This window comes from Paraburkholderia suaedae, assembly GCF_040812055.1.
Lineage (GTDB): Bacteria > Pseudomonadota > Gammaproteobacteria > Burkholderiales > Burkholderiaceae > Paraburkholderia.
In genome coordinates this window covers 16,477-36,865 of sequence record NZ_JBFOAH010000018.1, presented here as the reverse complement: position 1 = coordinate 36,865, position 20,389 = coordinate 16,477, and the positions used below count along the sequence as shown (strand labels likewise).

18 protein-coding genes and 1 pseudogene are annotated in these 20,389 nt (G+C 60.5%); 14 read left to right on the top strand and 5 right to left on the bottom strand.

Annotated elements, in window-relative coordinates:
- Positions 1-4: 4 nt before the first annotated feature.
- The 4 genes from ABQJ48_RS22870 to dhaK are packed head-to-tail and all read left to right on the top strand — an operon-like array spanning position 5 to position 3,771.
- Positions 5-1,108, top strand: a complete 1,104-nt coding sequence (locus ABQJ48_RS22870; RefSeq protein ID WP_367840281.1) for an ABC transporter ATP-binding protein — start codon at positions 5-7, stop codon at positions 1,106-1,108.
- The gene (locus tag ABQJ48_RS22865) at positions 1,101-2,138 is read left to right on the top strand and encodes an ABC transporter ATP-binding protein (RefSeq protein WP_367840280.1); all 1,038 of its coding nucleotides are present in this window, start codon (positions 1,101-1,103) and stop codon (positions 2,136-2,138) included. Before ABQJ48_RS22870 ends, ABQJ48_RS22865 begins: the two co-directional genes overlap by 8 nt.
- Positions 2,135-2,767 (top strand): dihydroxyacetone kinase subunit DhaL, encoded by a 633-nt coding sequence (gene dhaL / locus ABQJ48_RS22860; protein WP_367840279.1) that lies wholly within the window; start codon positions 2,135-2,137, stop codon positions 2,765-2,767. Before ABQJ48_RS22865 ends, dhaL begins: the two co-directional genes overlap by 4 nt.
- 14 nt (positions 2,768-2,781) lie before the next feature.
- A complete protein-coding gene (gene dhaK, locus ABQJ48_RS22855; RefSeq protein WP_367840278.1) occupies positions 2,782-3,771 on the top strand; it encodes a dihydroxyacetone kinase subunit DhaK in 990 nt (329 codons plus the stop codon).
- A gap of 140 nt (positions 3,772-3,911) precedes the next feature.
- Here dhaK and ABQJ48_RS22850 read toward each other — a convergent pair whose 3' ends face one another.
- From ABQJ48_RS22850 to ABQJ48_RS22840, 3 genes are all read right to left on the bottom strand, one after another.
- Entirely contained in the window at positions 3,912-4,928 is a 1,017-nt protein-coding gene (locus tag ABQJ48_RS22850) for a diguanylate cyclase domain-containing protein (RefSeq protein WP_367840277.1), read from the bottom strand.
- A gap of 354 nt (positions 4,929-5,282) precedes the next feature.
- Positions 5,283-6,380, bottom strand: coding sequence for an acyltransferase family protein (locus tag ABQJ48_RS22845; RefSeq protein WP_367840276.1), 1,098 nt, complete (start codon positions 6,378-6,380; stop codon positions 5,283-5,285).
- A gap of 750 nt (positions 6,381-7,130) precedes the next feature.
- The gene (locus ABQJ48_RS22840; protein ID WP_367840275.1) at positions 7,131-8,552 is read right to left on the bottom strand and encodes an aldehyde dehydrogenase family protein; all 1,422 of its coding nucleotides are present in this window, start codon (positions 8,550-8,552) and stop codon (positions 7,131-7,133) included.
- Positions 8,553-8,652: 100 nt separating this feature from the next.
- Between ABQJ48_RS22840 and ABQJ48_RS22835 the strand changes: the two genes are divergently transcribed.
- A complete protein-coding gene (locus ABQJ48_RS22835) occupies positions 8,653-9,603 on the top strand; it encodes a LysR family transcriptional regulator (protein ID WP_367840274.1) in 951 nt (316 codons plus the stop codon).
- Between the two features lie 127 nt (positions 9,604-9,730).
- Here ABQJ48_RS22835 and ABQJ48_RS22830 read toward each other — a convergent pair whose 3' ends face one another.
- Positions 9,731-10,138, bottom strand: coding sequence for a PPC domain-containing DNA-binding protein (locus ABQJ48_RS22830; RefSeq protein WP_367840273.1), 408 nt, complete (start codon positions 10,136-10,138; stop codon positions 9,731-9,733).
- Between the two features lie 355 nt (positions 10,139-10,493).
- Here ABQJ48_RS22830 and ABQJ48_RS22825 point away from each other — a divergent pair, with 355 nt between their 5' ends.
- The 5 genes and pseudogenes from ABQJ48_RS22825 to ABQJ48_RS22805 form a co-directional block, all read left to right on the top strand.
- Positions 10,494-11,165, top strand: a complete 672-nt coding sequence (locus ABQJ48_RS22825) for a dimethylsulfonioproprionate lyase family protein (protein WP_367840272.1) — start codon at positions 10,494-10,496, stop codon at positions 11,163-11,165.
- A 522-nt stretch (positions 11,166-11,687) separates the two neighbouring features.
- Entirely contained in the window at positions 11,688-12,062 is a 375-nt protein-coding gene (locus ABQJ48_RS22820; protein ID WP_367840271.1) for a hypothetical protein, read from the top strand.
- A 4-nt stretch (positions 12,063-12,066) separates the two neighbouring features.
- Complete coding sequence (locus ABQJ48_RS22815; protein WP_367840270.1) at positions 12,067-12,414, top strand: hypothetical protein; 348 nt, start codon at positions 12,067-12,069, stop codon at positions 12,412-12,414.
- A 23-nt stretch (positions 12,415-12,437) separates the two neighbouring features.
- A complete protein-coding gene (locus ABQJ48_RS22810; protein ID WP_367840269.1) occupies positions 12,438-12,929 on the top strand; it encodes a lytic transglycosylase domain-containing protein in 492 nt (163 codons plus the stop codon).
- A gap of 513 nt (positions 12,930-13,442) precedes the next feature.
- Positions 13,443-14,047: pseudogene (locus ABQJ48_RS22805) on the top strand (SOS response-associated peptidase family protein); the annotation flags it as partial.
- 128 nt (positions 14,048-14,175) lie between these two features.
- Here ABQJ48_RS22805 and ABQJ48_RS22800 read toward each other — a convergent pair.
- Complete coding sequence (locus tag ABQJ48_RS22800) at positions 14,176-15,630, bottom strand: ATP-binding protein (protein WP_367840268.1); 1,455 nt, start codon at positions 15,628-15,630, stop codon at positions 14,176-14,178.
- A gap of 213 nt (positions 15,631-15,843) precedes the next feature.
- On the opposite strand from ABQJ48_RS22800, the gene ABQJ48_RS22795 reads away from it, so the two are divergent.
- From ABQJ48_RS22795 to ABQJ48_RS22780, 4 genes are all read left to right on the top strand, one after another.
- Positions 15,844-16,383: a DUF4142 domain-containing protein gene (locus tag ABQJ48_RS22795; protein WP_367840267.1), complete on the top strand. Its 540-nt coding sequence runs from the start codon at positions 15,844-15,846 to the stop codon at positions 16,381-16,383.
- 504 nt (positions 16,384-16,887) lie between these two features.
- Entirely contained in the window at positions 16,888-19,146 is a 2,259-nt protein-coding gene (locus tag ABQJ48_RS22790; RefSeq protein WP_367840266.1) for a two-partner secretion domain-containing protein, read from the top strand.
- A gap of 391 nt (positions 19,147-19,537) precedes the next feature.
- Positions 19,538-19,942 carry a VOC family protein gene (locus ABQJ48_RS22785; RefSeq protein WP_367840265.1) on the top strand — a complete coding sequence of 135 codons (405 nt, stop codon included), beginning with the start codon at positions 19,538-19,540 and terminating at the stop codon, positions 19,940-19,942.
- 69 nt (positions 19,943-20,011) lie between these two features.
- Positions 20,012-20,305: a DUF1330 domain-containing protein gene (locus ABQJ48_RS22780; RefSeq protein ID WP_367840264.1), complete on the top strand. Its 294-nt coding sequence runs from the start codon at positions 20,012-20,014 to the stop codon at positions 20,303-20,305.
- The last annotated feature ends 84 nt before the right edge of the window (positions 20,306-20,389 follow it).

The window sequence follows — 20,389 nt, the reverse complement described above, 5'->3', positions numbered from 1 at the left end:
CACCATGTCCACGATCGTTCTTGCCAACCTTCACAAGCGCTTCGACGACTTCGTCGCGGTGCGCGACACCAGTCTGACGATCGGCGCCGGGCGCTTCGTCGTGTTGCTCGGTCCATCGGGTTGCGGCAAGACCACCACGCTGCGAATGATTGCCGGCCTCGAGTTGCCGACCTCCGGCCAGATTTTGATCGACGGTGAGGACGTGACGGCATTGCGCGCACGTCAGCGCGATATCGCGTTCGTCTTTCAGATGTTCGCGCTATATCCCCATATGACAGTGCGCAATAACATCGCTTTTCCGCTGAAGAACGAGCATGTGTCGCGCAAAGAGATCGCGGCACGAGTGGCTGCGGCTGCGCACATGCTGCGTATCGAGAAGATTCTCGATCGCAAGACCGGTGGGCTGTCTGGCGGCGATCGGCAGCGCGTGGCGCTGGGCCGCGCGATCGTGCGGCAGCCGAAGGCGTTTCTGATGGACGAGCCACTCGGCACGCTCGATGCGGATTTCCGCGAGCTGATGTGTCTCGAGTTGCGCAAGCTGCATAACGCGCTGGCCGCCACGACCGTCTATGTTACGCACGATCAGAGCGAAGCGATGGCGATGGCCGACGACATCGTCGTGATGAACAAGGGTGAGTTGCTGCAGGCCGGTCCGCCGCACGAGATCTATCACTTTCCGGCGACGGTGTTCGTCGGCAACTTCATCGGCAGTCCGCCGATGAATTTCCTACCAGTCGATGGTGGCGTGGACGCGGGCCACGAAGAAGTCCGCCTGCACGGCGCGCAAGTCCCGGTACCGCCCTGCGAAGCCGCCGCCGAACGCGTGCTACTGGGCATTCGTCCCGAGCATGTGGCGATCGATCAGCACGGCCCGCTGCGCGGCAAGGTCATTGCCGATGAATATCTCGGTTCGCATCAGGTGCTGGTGGTCGAGACCGCGCTGGGCGTGGTGAGGGTGCGGGTGGGAAAAGACGATGGTTTGCCTGCCGGATCGCCGGTGGGTTTGTCGTTTCGCAAGGAACGCACGCTGTTGTACGACGCGCAGAGCGGCCGGCTGCTGCCGGGCGCCGCTAACACGATTCCTGCACACGGAGAGCCTTATGGCTGAAATCCAGTTGCGCAATGTGTCGAAGCGATTTGGCGATATCGTCGCGGTCGACGATCTTTCGATTGATGTGAAGGACGGCGAGTTCGTGGTGCTGCTCGGGCCGAGCGGTGCGGGCAAGACCACGACGCTGCGTCTGATCGCCGGCCTGGAGCGGCCGGATACGGGCGACGTGCTGATCGACGGTGGCATTGCGACCGGCGTGCATCCGTCTGATCGCGACGTTGCGTTCATCTTCCAGCAGTATTCGCTGTATCCACATCTGACCGTGTTCGGCAACCTGGCGTTTCCGTTGCGCTCGCCAAGAAGGCGAAGCAGCGAGGCGGACGTGCGTGCTCGCGTTCACGCGGTCGCGGAGATGCTGCACATGGAATCAAAGCTCGACAACATGGCGACGCATCTGTCCGGCGGCGAAATGCAGCGCGTGGCGATAGGGCGCGCGCTCGTGCGGCAACCCAAGGTGTTTCTGATGGACGAGCCGCTGTCGTCGCTCGATGCGAAGCTGCGTGAAGAGTTGCGTATCGAACTCAAGCGCCTGCATCGTACGATCGGCGCAACGATCTTCTATGTCACGCACGATCAGGTCGAAGCGACCACGCTCGCGGATCGCATCGGCATTCTTGACCAGGGGCGTCTCGTGCAGCTCGGCACGCCGCGCGAGGTGTATGGAAATCCGGTGTCGCTGAGCGCTGCGCAGCGGCTCGGCTCTCCGCCGATCAACCTGCTGCCGCCCACGCTGCTCAATTTTGCTCACATGCCGGCGGGAACGGCGACTGTCGCTATCCGTCCTGAGGATATCGAGCTGCATGACCCTGATGTGGGCGATGCGCGCGGCGTACAGGACGCACTTGATCTGACGGTGCTCGAATATTCGCCGCTACGCCATCTGCTGATTCTCGATCGTGCGGGAACCGCTGTCGTGGTAACGACCGTTGCGGAGCGCAATTTCTCGCCGGGGCAATCGGTCGGCGTGTCGCTGCCGGCGCGCAGCCTTTTATATTTCCGTGCCGACGGCAGGAGGATCCCGACATGAACGGCAAAACGGTCATGGCGTGCATCGACGCTGCCTATGCGGCGTTGAAGGAGCATACCGACGAGATCGCGTCACTCGACCAGCAGATCGGCGATGGCGATCACATTTTCAATCTGCTGCGCGGCATGGAAGCCCTGCTCGCGGTGCGCGCGGAGATCGAGGCCGAAGCTTTCGGCCCCGCGCTCGACATCGCGGCTTCCAAGGTGCTGTCGACGGTGGGCGGATCGTCCGGGCCTTTATTCTTCTCGTTGCTGAATGGCATGGCGAAAGCGTCCGTGATCAACGCAATGGATGTGGCCGGCTTCGCCCACATCTTCGCGGCGGGCGTCGAGGCGGTCGGGCAACGCGGCAAGACCGGCGTCGGTAGCAAGACAATGATGGACGTGTTGATTCCGGTCGCGAAGCGCTTCGAGGAACTTGCCGCAGAAAGCCCCGCGGCGCGCGTGGTGCTCGACACGCTGCCGCAAATCGCCGAGGAAAACATGCTTGCGACCCGCGACATGGTGGCGACCAAGGGACGGGCGTCGTTTCTCGGCGAGCGTTCGCGCGGACATATCGATCCCGGCGCGCGCTCCAGCCAGATCATGATTGCTTCAGTATGCGCGCGGCTCGCGCAATACAACGGATAAAGGAGCGGGAGATCGTGAAAAAATTTATCAATCATGTGGATGACTTTCTCGCCGAGAGTCTCGCGGGATTCGCGGCAGCCCATGCCGACCTGGTCGTACTCAATAGTGAACCGGTGTTCGTGCGGCGTAAGAACCTGAAGCCTGGCAAGGTCGCGCTGATATCGGGCGGCGGCTCGGGGCACGAACCGCTCCATTCAGGGTTTGTCGGCAATGGCATGCTCGACGCCGCCTGCCCGGGCCAGATCTTCACGTCACCGACGCCCGACCAGATGATGGCCGCCGCCAAGGCCGTCGATACCGGTGCGGGCGTGCTCTTCATCGTGAAGAACTACTCGGGCGATCTGATGAACTTCGAAATGGCGTCGGAGATGTCCGAGGTGCCGAATGCCATGGTCCTCATCAACGATGACGTCGCGGTAGAGAACTCCAGCTATACGACCGGACGGCGCGGGGTTGCGGGCGCGGTGATCGTCGAGAAGCTGGTGGGCAGCCTGGCTGAAAGCGGGGCGAACCTCGATGAATGCAAGATGTTTGGCGACCGGATCAACAAGCACACGGCTTCGATGGGTGTCGCATTCTCCAGTTGCACGGTGCCGGCAGCTGGCACGCTGACGTTCAAGATCGGCGACGATGAGATCGAGGTCGGCGTCGGCATTCATGGCGAGCCGGGCAGGCGGCGCGCGAAATTTGCATCGGCCGATACGATTGCGCAGGAGTTGCTAACGGCTATCGTCGACGATCTCAAGCCACCTGTGGGGGCTAGCTTGCTGGTGCTTGTGAATGGCCTTGGCGGCACGCCGCTTGGCGAGCTTTATCTTCTCTTCAACTCAACGCGCGCCTGGCTTCAAAAGCGCGATCTGAAAATTGCACGCGTGCAGGTGGGCGCGCTGACCACTTCACTCGAGATGGCAGGCGCTTCGATCACACTTTGCATGCTCGACGAAGAGATGACGAAGCATTGGGACAGCGCGGTGCACACGCCCGCGCTAAGGTGGGGTGCATAGCACCAAGGGGACGATGTGCCGGTGCGAAAGCCAGCGTTCGCCGGTCGACAGTGCATAGTCGGGAGAGGGTCTTATTGCGAACCGATGGTGAAGGACCGTTCGGGGCCGGACTGATCCCGACGACCACCGGCGTTCTCCCCTCACGTGCGCCCCCCTTTTCGCACCCGCTTGGCTTCGTACATGGCCTGATCGGCCCGGTCGATGAGCGCTGTCATCTCGACGCCATCATCAGGGAGAACGGCTGCGCCAACACTGACATCGAGGTCAAGCGAGCGCCCCTCAAACTCAAACGGCTCACGAACCTGCTCCACAATGCGCATGCCGAGCTTCTCAGCATCGGCCTTTGAGTCGATACTCGGCAGGATGACGGCGAACTCGTCGCCACCAACGCGCGCCACCGTATCCGAGGTCCGTGCCGTTCTCTTCATGCGTAGGGCGGCTTCCCTGATCGCGGCGTCGCCCGCGCGGTGGCCATAGCGGTCATTGATAGGTTTCAGGTCGTTAAGGTCAAGATTGAGAATACCCAGTGTTCCCGAAGACCGCTGGGCCAGCTGAATCGCCTGTCGCAGACGGTCGTAAAACAGCGCGCGGTTTGGTAAACCAGTCAGTGAGTCGCGAGTAGCCAGAAGATAAAGTTCGTCGGTTTCGTGTCTGGCGGCGTGAAACATGGCCGCAGCGATCAGTTCAGACATCAATTCAAGCGCGCGAATTTTGTCGTCAGTGAATGCGTTGGCCGTTGTCCCCACAACCTTCAGTACGCCGACCGTTGTATCAAGATGTCTGAGCGGGGTCACGATCATCGAGCGCAGGCCAACGCGCCGACAGGCCTCTCGGTCGACGCGCGGATCGGTCTGCGAGTCGTCGCATCGCAGGATGCCGCCAGTCTCCACGCACAGGCCCGACAGGCTACCGTCTCGTTTGAGCCGCAAACCCAGCAAACTGGCGGCAATGCCCGAACTTGCCCGATAGACCATTTCATCGCCCTCAGCAAGCTCGAGGACTGCACCATCGGCCTGCGTCAGTTGCTGGACCCGCTCGGTGACGAAGCTCATGACGCCACCGAGGTCCAGTCCCAGTTTCGCGATTTCTGTCTGCGCTCTCACGATCGCGAGAAGCGTTTCACTGCTAGGGACGGCGTGGCTAAATGCTGTCTGCAAGAATCTCTCCGCGGGTAAATTTGTCGGAAGCATTCTACGGGACAAAACTTTCCATGGCCGCATTTTGGCATTTTGCGAGTTCGGGGAGTTTAATCTGGCGTTGGCGAGCACGTCGTGATGGTGCATCAGATACGAGCGGGGCTTGCTGGATCACGCGTGGAACGCGAGCCAAACGAAAGTGTCAGTGTCATGTGCCGAGTGGGTGTGCGCTACGCTGGAGATGCGCGCGGCCCCGCGTTCGCGACCGGCAGAGACTCGCCAATTTCACACACTTCACGTCGCTGCCTGGATTGTCGACCATCGACGCCGGGCCTTGTGCGCCAGCGATATCAGATGAGGCGATACAGGCTACGATTACCCGGCGTCAGCCATCTCCATCTCACGCGGATGTGTCACCGGTTGGCGGGGCTTTTTCTTGAGCGCTGGACGTTCAATGTATGTCCAGCTTAGCCAGCCCACGGCAACGCTGATCGCCAAACTAAGGAAGAACATCAGCCAGGGTGACATGTGCGGTATGTACCAGCTCAGCAGTTTCTGGACAGGCCAGCCGTACAGATACATCCCGTAGGAAACGTCGGGCATGGTGCGGCGGTGTGCTCGCGATGCTCCCGTCATGGACGCCAGTGCGAACACTACGTACGCACCTCCTAGGAGGATACCCGGTCGCAATAAGGCGGCATTGAACAGCGACGCGGTCAGCACACACATCGCGAGGATGAGACCCCACAAGGTGAATCGAATGCGGTTTCGGAATACGAAGAAACAGCTTCCCGTCAGGAACAATGCCGCGAACCAGGCCATAAAATCCGAGACGCGTAGCGCCTTCATGCCGAAGAGCAGGTGCTGGTTGTCGGTGGGCCCAGCTTCCGGCACAGAGTAGCTAATCGCGAATCCTGCAATGACAGTCAAGATCAGCAGTGCGGTCCGCTTCCTGAGCAGGCCCGCCAGACCCAGCAACATTGCCAGGAGATAGCACCGTGCCTCGAAAGAAATGGTCCACATCGACCCATTGACTGAACCCACCGGCATCCCTGCAAATACTGCCGGTGTGTGCGGATCGCGCAACACCAGCAAGCCTGGCAACACCTGCGTGAGATTCAGTTCGCGAAAGTAATCTCCCACTACAGTCGCACCGAGCGGCCCGACGATAAAGACAGAGATGATGGACGCGACGATAAACGCTGGGTACAGACGCAATGCCCGCTTTGTCAGAAAGCGTGGAACAGAGGGATCAGATAGCCAGCTTTTGGTAATCAGGTAGCCACTAATGAGGAAGAAGCCATCGACTGCGAGTGCACCTGGGTCACCGCCTCCGGTAACAACCGACCGTATGGGGTCTGCGACGCCGAGCAGTGCAAAGCTATGGGAAAACAGTACCATTGCGGCAAAGGCGAGCCGCAGGTCGTCAAAGTTTGCCAGGCGCCCCGGTGACGCGGTCGAATTATTAGTCAAAGACATTTCTGGTAAGGATTGTATCGGCGCGATTCTAACCGCCTCCGGCGATGCACTCTATTTCTTTTTCATACCGCATTGAGAAAGTGGGTCTGTTTTCAGCGTATTGACTCAGTTTTGAGTGGCGGCTTTGGTCGACGCTGAAGGGCGTAGTGGGTCGGGTGCCCACAGGCAAAACGGTTTGCCAGCTCTTTGCCAGCATCGCCAGCCGGTGCAGCGATTACGGTGGGAGTCCGGCGCCCTCCGCGGCACGTGCGAGGGCGGCCGCCGGTTGCAGTTCCATTTCCAGCAACGCCATGTTCAGCGAGGAGACAGTTCTTACGCCGGGTCCTGCGTGAGTACGACAGTCTCGACTTCCTGTTCGACTCTCCAGACGTTCGGGAACGCCCGCCCGCATAGGCAGATGGTGAACTGTTCGTTGGCCGCGAATCGACGTCAATTTTCCAGCGGCCGGTCGGAATGAGTAATCGCGGCACTAGGCTTTTGCCCGGGAACCGGGTCTTCTTTTGCGCGTAATGCGAACTTTGCTCCCTCTAGTAGACCCTATGTGTTCTCGTGGGAAACTTAACCGTGTTATGCAAGAGCTGGCAAGCTAAAACAAACCCCGCTCTCTTGCGGAGGGTGGGGCTTGACTGCCCTCAGGCCGAAACCTGAGGGGTTCAGTGCCGCATGACCGACTGCGGCAGTACCAAAGGCAGGCGTACCCATTGCGTCGATAGCCGTAGCACTGCGATCGCTTGGGTTACGCAATCACAATGCAGCAATAACGGCCTTCGGCTCGAGAAACGCCTCCAGCCCAAACGAGCCATGCTCGCGGCCGATACCAGATTGCTTGAAACCGCCGAACGGCGCGGCCGGTTCGTGTGCGAGCGTGTTGACGAGTACGCGTCCCGCTTCGATCCGCGACGCAACCTCGCGCGCACGCTTCTCATCCCCCGAGAACACGTACGCCTGCAAGCCGTAGTGCGTGTCGTTGGCGATTGCGATCGCATCGTCAGTGTCGCGGTACGTAATGATCGACAGCACCGGACCGAAAATCTCTTCGCGCGCGATCGTCATGTCGTTCGTCACGTCGCTGAAGACAGTGGGCCGCACAAACCATCCTGCGTCGACGCCATCCGGCCGGCCTTCGCCGCCCGCGATCAAGCGCGCGCCTTCGTCGATGCCGATGCGGATATAGCGCTGTACGCGCTCCCACTGCTTCTGGCTGACCATCGGGCCGACGGTCGTTTTCGGATCGCGCGGATCACCGGCCTGTGTCCGCGCGACTTCTTCCCGCACACGCGCTTCGAATTCCGCGAGCCGTTGCCGGGGCACGAGAATGCGCGTGCCCGCAATGCATGCCTGGCCGCTGTTCATGAAACCGGCCTGAATCGCAAGCGGCACCACGTGGTCGAAGTTCGTATCGTCGAGCACGACGACCGGCGATTTGCCGCCGAGTTCGAGCGTCACGCGTTTCAACGTATCGGCACCGGCACGCAGAATCGTCTTGCCGACTGCCGTAGAGCCCGTGAACGACAGTTTTGCGACATCAGGGTGTGAGCTGATCTGGGCGCCGACCGTTTCACCGCGTCCCGTAACGATGTTGAATACGCCCGCCGGCAAGCCCGCTTCGTGCAACGCTTCGGTGACGACGCGGGTCTGGATCGCACTCATTTCACTCGGCTTGATGACGGCCGTGCAGCCCGCGGCCAGCGCGGCGGCCAGCTTCCCGCAGATGAAGCCCGCGTCGCTATTCCACGGCGTGATCAGACCGGCGACGCCGAGCGCCTGCATCACGACTTCAGCGGTGCCCGATCGGCGCGTGAACGCGTAGTCCTGTAGCACCTTCGCCGCTTCGAGCAGCGTATTGCCCGCATATTGAGCCATCCACCGGCCACGCGACACTGGCGCACCATATTCTTCCGTGATCGCTTCGTAAAGCTCGTCCTCTTTCGCGACGACAGCTTCATGCATCCGCTTCAGCATGCGCATGCGCTCCCGCTTGTCCGTGCGCGAAAATGCGGGAAATGCGCGCTTCGCAGCAGCGATCGCGTCGCGCGCGTCTTGCGCATCGGCGAGGCGCACACGGCCGATCACCTGTTCGGTCGCGGGATTGAAGAGATCGAATAGTTCGTCGCCCTGCGGCGTGACGAACATGCCGTCGATATAAACCTTGTCGATGATCTGCATTGCCGTTCCCGGATTGCGTTGTAAATGATAAACGATAGACCGGCTCAATTACGTTGACTAGCCGTACAATCTGACATGCCATGTTGAGTGATTTGGGATAATGAAAACCTCAGGGCTGGGTGAACTGGAAGCGGTACTGGCCGTCGCGCGTCACCGCAGCTTTCGCGCGGCCGCGACCGATCTGGGCGTCTCGACGTCCGCGCTCAGTCACGCAGTGGCGGCGCTCGAAGCGCGCATCGGCGTGCGGCTTTTCAATCGGACGACGCGCAGCGTGTCGTTGTCGGAAGCCGGCGTGCAATTCGTCGACACGATAGCGCCCGCGCTGTCCACGATCCGCGTCGCGATTGAACAGGTCGGCAATTTTCGCGACACGCTGTCGGGCACGTTGCGCATCAATGCGTCGGCGGGCGCGGCGAAGCAAGCGATGCCGCTCTTTATCGCGTTCCTGCAGCGCTATCCGGAGATGAAGGTCGACATCGTCACCGAAGGACGACTGATCGATATCGTCGTCGAAGGATTCGATGCGGGCATCCGTCTCGCCGAAACCGTGCCCCAGGACATGATCGCGGTGCCGTTCGGTGACAGGCAGCGCTTCGCCGTCGTCGGCAGTCCGACGTACTTTGCGCAACACAAACCGCCGCGCACGCCCGCTGATCTGAACGCGCACGACTGCATCCGCACGCGGATGCCAAGCGGCGCAATCTATCAGTGGGAGTTCGAGCGACACGGCGAATCGGTGCGTATCGACGGAAAAGGTGCACTAACGCTCGACGAGCCAGGCTTGATGCTGGCAGCGGCGCGCGCCGGTCTCGGTCTCACGTATCTGACCGAGTGGAACGTCGCCGCGGATCTGGAGGCGGGCACGCTGGTTCGCGTGCTGGAAGACTGGACGCCTCCGCTCGACGGCCTCTGTCTGTACTATCCGGGCCGCCGACATGTGCCAGCCGGACTGCGCGCATTGACCGACATGATCCGCGAACACGCCGACGCGCGACGGGCGCGCCGTGAGCGACCGTCCGCAAAAGGGAAAGTGCGCGGCGCACGGCACTAATGCCGCGTGACAAGGCACGGATGGCGGAGGTACCTTGAAAGCTGCCTATGAGGTGAAGCTCGGCCCAGCGTCGGGAGTGGGTCGAAAAGCCTGATTCGTCAACGCCGTCCGGACGTATAGGTCGAGCCTACTTTGCGGGTGGTTCATTTCGTATCACCAGTTCCATGAACCCTGAACTTAAGTCGTGCTCCCGGGAGAAGTGATGTTCAGGAAGAAGCGCCAGCAATATCTCCGCGGTTGTACGGACCGTACAACCGTGTCCAACATGACCACCGAACACTCGACCGCGCGGATCGGCAACCGACATGTGCAGATGCGCTCCATCAGATGATATGGACCCAGCGAGCGTTAGGATTTCCAGATCGTCGCGCAGTTCAGTCAGATCCCTGTCTCCGGCAAATCGCAGTTGGGCAACGCGCAGGCTCCCGATGCCCTGGATCACGAAGGCCGCTCTCAATTTGAGCTGAGGCAGCACGTCTTCGAGGGCAACACGCAGATCGTCGCCGGAACAGAGGCGCAAAGGATGTGCTTGCATCGCGCGGTTCCAAGTTGAGGGCTTGATGACAGGTTAAGGCGGATTGAGCCCGGCCGCAATTGAGATCGTCAAAGTGACTTTGAACGGCTCAGGTCGGACCCGGAGCGGACCTTGGCGTCTTGGCAAAGCAGACGTCTAATGTAGAAATAACTGGCCTGCGCGGTTATTTGCGCAGGTTTCGATCTACTGGGAGGTCAGCCCACGGGGCCTACCGACGCCGGGGCGCCTGCCACACGCGTCTGGTTGTCGGCGCAGGCGTAGAAAGGCAAATAGGCGTCGCATCTGGTTAACGGACATTCTTCTCCGCGCCCTATGCTTCCTTGAACTCAGCATCAGTGAAGTGGGGAGAACAGACATGGGTTGCTCCTTATCTGGACGTGAAGGCACCAGGGAATTCAAGGCATCCCTGCACGATGCTGCTTGCGCTCTGATAGATGCAGGCAACCAAGGATTTTCGACCGCGAAGAAAGTGATTTCCGCACTGGAGTCAAACCCGTACGAAGTCCCGCGCATTTCACCGAGAACCTTCGCTGCAAACCGCTACTTTGGACAGGCGATGGGCAGCGCGAGTAGCGGACCTGCTGCGATTGTTCGGCTTGCTGCCGCGCTGCAAAGGTTAGAACCGTCATTGCAGTGGTACAGACGCGGCGGCGATTGCTACGCCGAATCTTCGTTTCTTGAAGGGCATGCCAATGCATTGATCATCGGACCGACCGGCCTTGTCAGCCTGCCGAACATTGTGGTCGGCGTCAGCCTGCTGGCGCCACATATTGCCTATCCTGCCCATCAGCATCCGCCCGAGGAGCTGTATTTCGTGCTTTCACCGGGCCAATGGCGCCAAAACGATGGAGATTGGTGGGAGCCTGGTGTGGGCGGCGTTGTCTATAACCCTTCAAATGTACGGCATGCAATGCGCTCTGGTACTTGGCCGCTCCTTGCCATTTGGTGCCTGTTGAGCCCGGCTTCCCCATCAGTTGGCGGTCGGCGAAAAGGGATCGTCAACGATTTGGGCGGCGATGTTGAATGACCGGTTGTGGGCCGGCTACCGCCCGATGCGTTTGACTCAGGTCGGTCCGTTGCTGCCGGTCGAGCCGCTTGGGTTGCAAGGACGGGTATCAGAGTCGAGCGGTCGCTCGGTACGTTCACTCACGGACAAGTGATCGGCCATTGCGATCACCCGCCACGTACTGCTCACCACCTTCGACGAATGACCAGTTCTGCGTCAATCGGATGTCGGGTCAACTGCGCACTTAGCGTCTTCCTTAGTTAGTGTAGTTAAAAAGTCATCGGACGAGTCGGCGCCGCAATCGAAGCGGAATGACGGTCAAGCTCGCCACTTGAAGTCTCACGAGCCTTCATGACTGTGGCTTTACCCGGCATGGCAAGAAGTTCTTTGCTCCAAGGTGACGGTGGGCGCAGTGCCTTTCCGGGAAGCGGCGCCGGCCGAGCGAACTCTTTCTTTTTCGCAAACGTTTGCTACTCGGGTATCAAGTCTCAGCTTCCAAAGCCGAAAACGCGTATATCGCCACGAAACTTTGGAGACCTCGCCGTGACGCGCATTGTGCTCTTACTGGCCGTAATGTTTGTGACAGGCTGCGCCCAACTGCAGCAGCCCAATACGGCTCAAGCCGAGAAACCTGCGGTGTCGAACGTGATCATGAAGTTCGACATTCCCGCCGATGCACTCGGCGCGCGCGATCCGCAACTGACTGCGGTGCTCGCCAAGGCGGGCGCGCTCGCCGCCGCGCAGAAGCAGCCCACCGTGATCCGCGCGACGGCGCTGGGCCAGGACTTCAAGTACATCAACCAGGCGATCTGGCGGGGCGTGCCGCAGCAGGGGCTCAAACCCACGCTCGAAAACCTTACGGCCGGCGCTAACGAGACGTACAGCGTCTCAATCGAGCCGCTACATGCGGGGAGCTGACACGATGCGCCTCATTGTTTTCGCCGCGGCATCGCTATGCTTAAGTTCGGCCGCATGGGCGGCCCAGCCCGCCGCCAGCGCGCCTGCAACTGCGGCCGCCACTGCCACAATTGCCACCACAGCCTCTGCGGACAAGGTCTATCCGCCGCTGCCCACGCTCACCATGCTGCCGCCCTCCACCGGCGACGACGACGACCTTCCCGCGCCGCGCTCGACGTCGCACAACAAAAAGAAGACGCACCAGCACGATTGCCGCTGCGCGATGCCGACCCCGCGCCTCGTCGTCTCCGATGCGTCGCGCACCTATCTCAGGGACATCGAGCGCCAGCTCGATTCCGCGCTGGCGCAGTAAAGCAGGATCTGGAGCCTCGACCCATGCACCAGCACGAAACCAACGCCTTCCGCTCTTTGCGGTCTTGGGCCATCTGCGTCTGGGTGGCGCTGCTGGCGCTCGGCAGTTCGGCGGCGCAAGCCGCCCCGCCCGCCGATGACTGCTTCGACAAGGCCGGCGCTTACCAGGGCGTCAATCCGCTCGTGCTGCGCGCCGTTGCGTGGCGTGAATCGAAAGGCGACGCGACCGCCATCAACCGCAACGCCAACGGTTCGATCGACGTGGGGCAATTGCAGATCAATTCCATCCACTTTCCGGAACTCAAGAGCCGTGGCATTCCGCACCGCGCGCTCACGGACCCGTGCGTGAATATCTTTGTGGCCGCTTGGCTGCTCAAGCAGAAGATGGTGCGGTTCGGCAACACATGGCGCGCAATCGGCGCGTATCACTCGGAATCGCCGCACGAGCGCGACGCCTACGCGCGCAGCATCCAGGCGATTCTCGTGAGCTGGGGGCAGTTGCAGCCGGAGCGGTGAGGTTTAAGCGCAGGCCCGGAAGGTCGTTGCCAGCCCAACGGCCTCGCTACCCGCGCAGCTTGTTCAGCAGCTTGAGCCCGCGCCGCGCCACGGTCGAGTAAAACTCGGCGCCCTTTGGCACATCACGGACCGAGGCCGGGCCCTGGAGGCGTCATTTTCGCCGCCTTTGCTGGTGGGTCGTCATCAGATCCAGTTGCGTGGACCCAGTAGACGCAGCGCGTCCCGGAGTCCGCTTGGACCTGCCGGCGATCACGGCGTACGCACAACGCATGAGATCCGCCGGCAATGTCGCCGGCCCAATGCTCACAGAACGGCAGGGGCGGTCGGTTTCCGAAGAATTGAATAGACCCATGATAATCGCTGTATAAACGTACAGTGAAGTCCGGAGTTACGGCGGTATCGTAGAACCGTCTCAAAACCCGGAGCCGGCCATGTGCTATTCAGCGCAGATCGTTGCGGACTATCGAAAATTCGTGAAAGCCTTCGGGGCGCGCCTGAGCTTGCGGGAGTTGCCGCCTCGACGATCTCAGGTGAACCGAACTACAGGACCGCGACTCGCGCATCTTCCCGGGTACGTACGCACCTGTGATGGTCATGGAGAACGGCCAGCGGGTAATCAAGCCGATGCGCTACCAGTGCCGGCCGGCGGGCAAGCCCAAGTTCTACGACACGAAGTTTCCGGGCACCTACAATGCGCGCCGCGACAATCTCGAAGGCTTCTGGCGCGATCTCTTCGGCTATTCGCACGGGCTAATGGTCGTCAACGCGTTCTTTGAGAACGTCAGCCGCGCCAGGATGGAAGGGCGCGAGCTGCAGGACGGCGAGAAGGACGAAAACCCGGTGCTGGAATTTCGACCGAATACCGCGGAAAAATGCTGGTCGCCTGCCTGTGGTCCCACTGGAAGGCGCCAGGCGAGCCGGACCTCCTTTCGTTTGCGGCAATCACGGACGAGCCTCCGCCGGAGGTCGCGGCGGCCGGCCACGATCGCTGTATCGTCCCGATCAAGCCAGAGAACATCGACGCGTGGCTGTCACCCGATCCGGCGAATCCGGGGGCGCTCCACGCTATCCTCGATGATCGCGCCCACCCTTATTACGAGCACCGACTGGCGGCATAGCCGCCTTCGGTCGGCTCGGGGAAGGCGGATGGGTCCGCGCCGGGCCGAGCTCGGCCAGGAACCGTTTGTCACAATCGGTTTGCAATCGGCCGCTCTCGCGAGGAAAGCCGCCTTTAGAGACGGCAACGCTACCGAGACGCGCAAACTGTGAATTGAAATGTCATTCCCGAGCCGATATTGCGCGACGCCCACACCCGCCCTCCGTGAGCTTCGATGATCGAACGACAGATGGCCAGTCCCATACCCATACCATCCGGCTTCGTCGTGTAAAACGCGCTGAAAAGCCGGTCCAGATCTTCGGGCCCCGTGCCGATGCCGACGTCCTGTACGGCCACGAGCACCTGGTCGGATTCTCGCTGTTCGGTTCGGATGGTTAGCACTCGCGCGCGACCGGTGACTGTCGCCATGGCTTGCACACCATTGATTGCAAGGTTGATGATCACTTGCTGTAGTCGGACCCGGTCGCCGCGCACCAGGGGCAATCCTGACGCAAGCTGCAGCCGCACTGTCACGCAATGTCTGAGCGCGTCCGGCTTTAGAAGAGCGACCGCCTCGTCGATGACCTCGTTGATGTCAAGTGCGGTCAGTTCCGGATCTGCCTTTCTGGCAACATCGCGAATGCTCCGGATCACTTTGCCCGCCCGATGGGCTTCTTCGAGAATGTGACTCACGCAGGCGCGCGCTTCATCTACTTCCGGAACTTCGCGGGTCAGCCAGCGCAAGCCAGCTGCGGCGTTAGTGGCGATGGCAGCGAGGGGCTGATTCACTTCATGCGCGACTGACGCACTCATCTGTGCAAGGGCTGTTACACGAGCGACGCGTGCGAGTTCCGCCTGTGCGGTGTGCGATGCTTCTTGCGCTTCCCGCATTGCCGTGACGTCCGTCAGTGCACCGACGATTTCCTCGGCGCCCGATTGGTATTGCACACGATGGGCTCGGACGTGCAAGTGTTTGATCGCTCCATTCGGCATCAAAAGACGGTGTTCGTACTCGTAGTTTTGTCCGCCTTGCGCCGCACGCGCTATTTCACGCCGTACAAGTTCCTGGTCATCGGGATGAACACGTTGGAGGACGAGGTCGATCGTCGGCTTGACCGTCTCGTCCACTCCAAATATCTGATACGTTTCTTTTGACCAGACCAGGTCGCCGCTGGCGACCTTCCAACCAAAACTCCCTGTATGACTTAGCTGTTGAGCTTCAGCCAAATAGGCCTCACTCCGCCGCAACGCCCCTTCAGCACCTCTTCGGGAAACGTTCAGCCACACCACGAACAGGCCTGTCACCGCAAGCAAGATGATGCGTGGCAAGTCCGTACGCGCAACGTCGAACGAATTGACCGGCGGGACAAAATAGTAAGTGAAACCCGCAACCGACAGCGCGGTCGCGACCAAACCCGGGCTGAGGCCACCGAACCAGGCACTCAACATGATCGCGCAAAGAGACAGCGATACGAACGGGCTACTTTGCATGTGAGGTTCTAATAGGAGCGCGGCGACGAGCGCCACAGCAACCGACAGAACTGCAACTGCATAGTTAGCAAAAGCGGACCGTCTGGACCACTGTAGAGGACTAGATCGGGACATATTTCCTGCCTCCACAAATCCGCAAAGGCACCTGCAATCCAGGCGCCCTAAGCGATTTGGCTCGACGTCTTCGGCCAGGACCTGCCCGGATGCGTGACCTCGATGGGCATTGTCACGCGCACGTAGCCATCGAGGAAGCGTAGCATGTCTACTGTGTTCTAGACGTGCTCCAGTGAAGAGTGCGTCAAGGACGGAACGCGAATTGGAGGGGCAATGAACGTTAAACGTACCGCTGGAGCGCTGTTGCTGTTCCTCGCATCGACGATCTGTGCATTTGGTCAGGAGGCCAGTCTGACCGATGCGCAAATCGTCGGCATCATCCTTGCGGCGAATCAGGCGGAAATCGCGGCCGGCCAAACAGCTTTGCGCAGAACGCAGTCGAGAGGCGTACAATTTTTCGCGAGTCGGATGGTTGACGAGCATGGCCAGGTCAACCAGGAAATCGCCGGATTGATGCAGAGACTGGCGGCGACTCCCCAACGAAGTGGGGTAAGCGATGCGCTCATGCGGCAGAGCTACGATGACCTTGCGAGGCTCAACGCAGTCAACGCTTACGAGTTCGACGAGGCGTACCTTGATCGCGAAGTCATCTTCCTGCAGGAACTGGTCAGGTCGGTCAACACCTTCATTGGGTCCACGACGAACGCGGAATTGAAGACGCTGCTCGCCCGGCTTCGCCCGTCTTTTATTATCGATCTCGACCAGGCTCACCGATTGCGGTACGCGCTGGAACACCCGCAGTTTCGACGATGATCTGCGCGGCGGGATCAGTGTGAGGACGATCCGATCTGGCGCCGTAGTCAAATGTTCTCGTTCGATTATCAAATTTCCGTAAGGGTCGCCCGCGTTGGATACGTAGGACCGTAGCCGGCCATGAAGCGTCTTTCGTCGGTACTGTTTAATAGACGTTTAGACGTCGGTTATGTGACCGCCTGCGGCCATTGGCCTGCGAAACACGAACGCCTATCTTCGATCGCCACATTTCCGGTTGTCGCCAGATCACTTCGAAACAAACAGTGTGAAACGCATTCCTTGTCCTTGACGCAGAGACGCGATTTGGCGTCGGATCTTGTGAGTACGCACCAAGTCCCGCCAGGCAACTGGCACAAAAGCCCGACAAGAAGACGGACAACGCAGAGATTATCAGCATGTCGCGGTGACGCGGACTGCTAACCTTCAGATGCTGCGATTCACGCGTTTCCGGTCGGCTATGCGGGTCTCTGGCACCGTTCCGCGCCCACGCGGGAAGGAGGGTGTATGACATGTCCAGGGCTATCTCGGCCCGCGCGACGCGCACTGCGTCGACAGCAGTCTTGCGGACGCATCTGGCTCGCCATTGGCATCTCGCTGACAGGACTGTGCCTGACACCCGTGGCGTTCGCGGCGGGCGTCCTCCCGCAAGGCGGTCACTACGTTGCCGGCGCCGGAACCATCGCTGGCCAGGGCAACGCGCTCATCGTCACTCAGCCTGGCTCGACGCGCGGCGTGATCGACTGGAACCGATTCTCTATCGGCAAGGCAAATACCGTCAGTTTCGATAACGGCTCAGGCGCAACGCTTAATCGCGTAACGGGCGGCTCACCTTCGGCGATTCTCGGCAACCTGAACGCGACGGGCAGTGTCTATGTGATCAATCCGCAAGGCGTCCTCGTGGGGCCGGCTGGCGTTATCAGCACAGGCGGACGTTTTGTTGCTGCAACGCTCGACCTGCCGGATAGCGCATTCATGACTGGCGGGACCCTCACCCTCGCCGGATCATCGAACGCAAAGGTGGTAAACCTCGGCAAGATCAGTTCCAGTGGCGGCGATGTCTTCCTCATCGCACACGATGCCGTGGTGAACGCAGGCTCCGTGAGTGCACCGAACGGCACGGCCGAATACGCCGCGGGACAGCAAGTGGTGTTGTACGAATCGTCGAGCACCAGGCAGGTTTTCGTGCAGATAAGCAGTAACGGCACCGTGGTCGATCGCGGCACCACGCAAGCTGCGCAGATCAATCTCGAAGCGGCCGACGGCAACATCTATGCGCTCGCCGGTAGTGGCCCGCGGATTCGCGCGACCGGCACTGCGATGCGCGACGGCCACATCTGGCTGGTCGCCGGCGATGGTCACGTCACGCAACAAGGCACGCTTGCCGCGACGAATGCCGATGGCAGAGACGGCACCGTCGATACACTCGCCAACACACTCACGTTGAAAAGCGACGCAGCGGTGCACGCGGGGCTATGGAACGTGTCGACGCCCAACTTCACCGTCGATACCACTACGGCCGATGCTTTCGTGCGCAGCCTGAACGCTGGGACATCCATCGATGCAACGGCGACCGGCGCGAATGGTGCGAACGGCGACATGACCGTTGCGTCCAATCTTGCGTGGACAGGTCCGGCGTCGTTAGCGCTCGTGGCCTTTCGCAACGTGTCGATTGCGCCAACGACGACGCTCAAAAATACCGGCAGTGGCAATCTGAGCTTGCGGGCGGACGCGGCGAGTATCGATAACGGCGGCAGCGTAGCGAACCACGGCACGATCGACTGGTCGGGTAGCACTGGGCTCGTGAGTTCGCTCTACGATATGAACGGCAGCTACAGCCCAGGGACGATCCTCGCGAATAGCGCGTGGACCGCCGCCCCTTACAGCGGTCTCGTGACGCAAGTGACCAGCTACAAGCTGCTCAATTCGTTGAACGATTTGCAGAACATATCGCTAGATCTTGCCGGCAACTACGCACTCGGCAAGGACATTGATGAGGGCAATTCCGCGTTCACAACGCTCGGTTACTCTTCCGCCACGCCGTTCACGGGCCAATTCGACGGCATGAGGCATACGATCTCCAACATCTCTCCGCGCTTCGCCGCGGTTTTTAACGATATTGGGGCGCAGGGCGTCGTGCGCGACGTGAACGTTAACTCAAAGGTCGGCACAACGGTCTTCTTTTTCGACGGTGCCGGCATATTGGCCATTCATAATCATGGGACCGTCGCCAACGTGTTTACATCCGGGTCTATTGCCTCCTCGGGGGGTAGCGATTCTGGGGACTCCTTCGCCGGGCTTGTTGCCACTAACTACGGGCTGATTGCGCGCTCGGGCAGCAGCGCCACGGTCACGGCCGACGGTTCTGTCGCTGGGCTGGTTCTCGCTAACCAAGGTACGATCACCCAGTCATACTCGATCGGCCCAGTCTCCGGGATCAGCTCGCACGGTCCAGCGGGAGGACTCGTCGGGTCAAACAGCGGAACGATCACACAGTCCTTTGTGTCAGGTCCCGTGAGGTCGGTATCGCGCGAGGTAGGCGGTGTTTGCTCCGGTTGCGGTGGTCTTGGCAACGACGTCTACTGGGACGTACAGACAACGGGACAACCGTCGAGCGGCGGCAACCTGCCGGCGTCGAACGGGCTCACTACCGCCCAGATGAGCACCCCGGTCAGCTTTGCTGGCTGGGACTTCGGTCCGAACGGCGTCTGGGCAATGCCGGCCGGAGCAACCCATCCGGTATTGCGTTGGCAACTTGGACCCTGAGGGCGGCCGATCACCGCCGCATTATGCCGGAGGTGCGGCATCAACGGTGTAATCGGCGGCAGATCCAGTCGACGCCGTGCACTGATTCGCCCCTGGATGGTAGCGACCGCGCTCACGATGCGCAGCAAACCTTCAGACAACGTCGCCAGAGGTCAACACGGTAGCCGATCGCCATCTGATCTGCTGGCATTTCCAGGGAACCGAAGAACTTCTCAGAAAGTGCGGACTCCGAACCGATTGCTTGAACGGCCGCTTCCCGCTTGGGGACGGACGGCTGCCAGCCTGAATGTCGAATGTCTCTCGAGGGTCCGGCTTCCGCCGACCGCATCGGGAGGCAACCGGCCAATACCGGACGGCTGAAGCGTTTGTCCAAATCGCCTGAGGAGTAAACGTGTTTTACCATGTCTTTATCAGCGTTAGCGATTTCGAGCGCGCCTTGCGCTTCTACGATGCCGTGATGGGCAGTCTGGGGGTTGAGTTGCGATTCTGTGACCGAGAGAGACCATGGGCGGGTTGGCACAGTGCGGGCGATACGCGCCCCTTCTTCGTCATCTGCAAGCCCTTTAACGGACAGCCACACCATCCAGGCAATGGGCAAATGATTGCCTTTGCAGCGACCTCCAGGGCGGCCGTTCGTGCGTCCTACCAGATAGCGTTGGACAATGGCGGCACCTGTGAAGGCCCGCGGGGGCTGCGTCCGCAATATAACGAGAACTACTACGGCGCGTACTTTCGCGACCCTGACGGAAACAAACTCTGTGTTGCCAGTCATGTCCCGGCGCTCGATGACGCATGAAGCGTCTTTCAGGGCGGGCGGCACACTTCGATCAGTAGAAGGCGTATAAACACTATCAATGGGGGCTCAATGTCAGCATACGTACACGTCAATCTACGTGTCATCGACTCCGCCAAGCAGGCTGCGCTCGCTCCACGTTTTCAGGCAGCGCTAAAAGAGGCGGGCGGCAAGATTCTACATTTTGGTCCTGTTGCTCAGATCCTAGAGGGGGATGAGGTGCCGCTGCCGATGGCTGGCGTGTTTGAGTTTCCGACTCTCGCCCAAGCGCTAGCCTTCTACAACTCCGAGAGGTATGCGCCGATCAAAGCCGAACGTCAGGAAGCCCAGCAAGCGCGGATGTTCATCGTCGAAACGCACTCGTGAGTGACCGCTTTCGGAAGATCTGACGGTCCGCTCCGGGTTGATGCCAGCCTTTCACGTAGCGCTCGCTCAGTGTGGGTCGATTCT

Bases quoted from the DNA above. Each gene is read 5' to 3' on its own strand.
- ABQJ48_RS22870 (WP_367840281.1), top strand. From the start codon at position 5: ATGTCCACGATCGTTCTTGCCAACCTTCACAAGCGCTTCGACGACTTC.
- ABQJ48_RS22865 (WP_367840280.1), top strand. From the start codon at position 1,101: ATGGCTGAAATCCAGTTGCGCAATGTGTCGAAGCGATTTGGCGATATC.
- dhaL (WP_367840279.1), top strand. From the start codon at position 2,135: ATGAACGGCAAAACGGTCATGGCGTGCATCGACGCTGCCTATGCGGCG.
- ABQJ48_RS22840 (WP_367840275.1), bottom strand. From the start codon at position 8,552: ATGCAGATCATCGACAAGGTTTATATCGACGGCATGTTCGTCACGCCG.
- ABQJ48_RS22835 (WP_367840274.1), top strand. From the start codon at position 8,653: ATGAAAACCTCAGGGCTGGGTGAACTGGAAGCGGTACTGGCCGTCGCG.
- ABQJ48_RS22830 (WP_367840273.1), bottom strand. From the start codon at position 10,138: ATGCAAGCACATCCTTTGCGCCTCTGTTCCGGCGACGATCTGCGTGTT.
- ABQJ48_RS22825 (WP_367840272.1), top strand. From the start codon at position 10,494: ATGGGTTGCTCCTTATCTGGACGTGAAGGCACCAGGGAATTCAAGGCA.
- ABQJ48_RS22815 (WP_367840270.1), top strand. From the start codon at position 12,067: ATGCGCCTCATTGTTTTCGCCGCGGCATCGCTATGCTTAAGTTCGGCC.
- ABQJ48_RS22810 (WP_367840269.1), top strand. From the start codon at position 12,438: ATGCACCAGCACGAAACCAACGCCTTCCGCTCTTTGCGGTCTTGGGCC.
- ABQJ48_RS22800 (WP_367840268.1), bottom strand. From the start codon at position 15,630: ATGTCCCGATCTAGTCCTCTACAGTGGTCCAGACGGTCCGCTTTTGCT.
- ABQJ48_RS22795 (WP_367840267.1), top strand. From the start codon at position 15,844: ATGAACGTTAAACGTACCGCTGGAGCGCTGTTGCTGTTCCTCGCATCG.
- ABQJ48_RS22790 (WP_367840266.1), top strand. From the start codon at position 16,888: ATGACATGTCCAGGGCTATCTCGGCCCGCGCGACGCGCACTGCGTCGA.
- ABQJ48_RS22780 (WP_367840264.1), top strand. From the start codon at position 20,012: ATGTCAGCATACGTACACGTCAATCTACGTGTCATCGACTCCGCCAAG.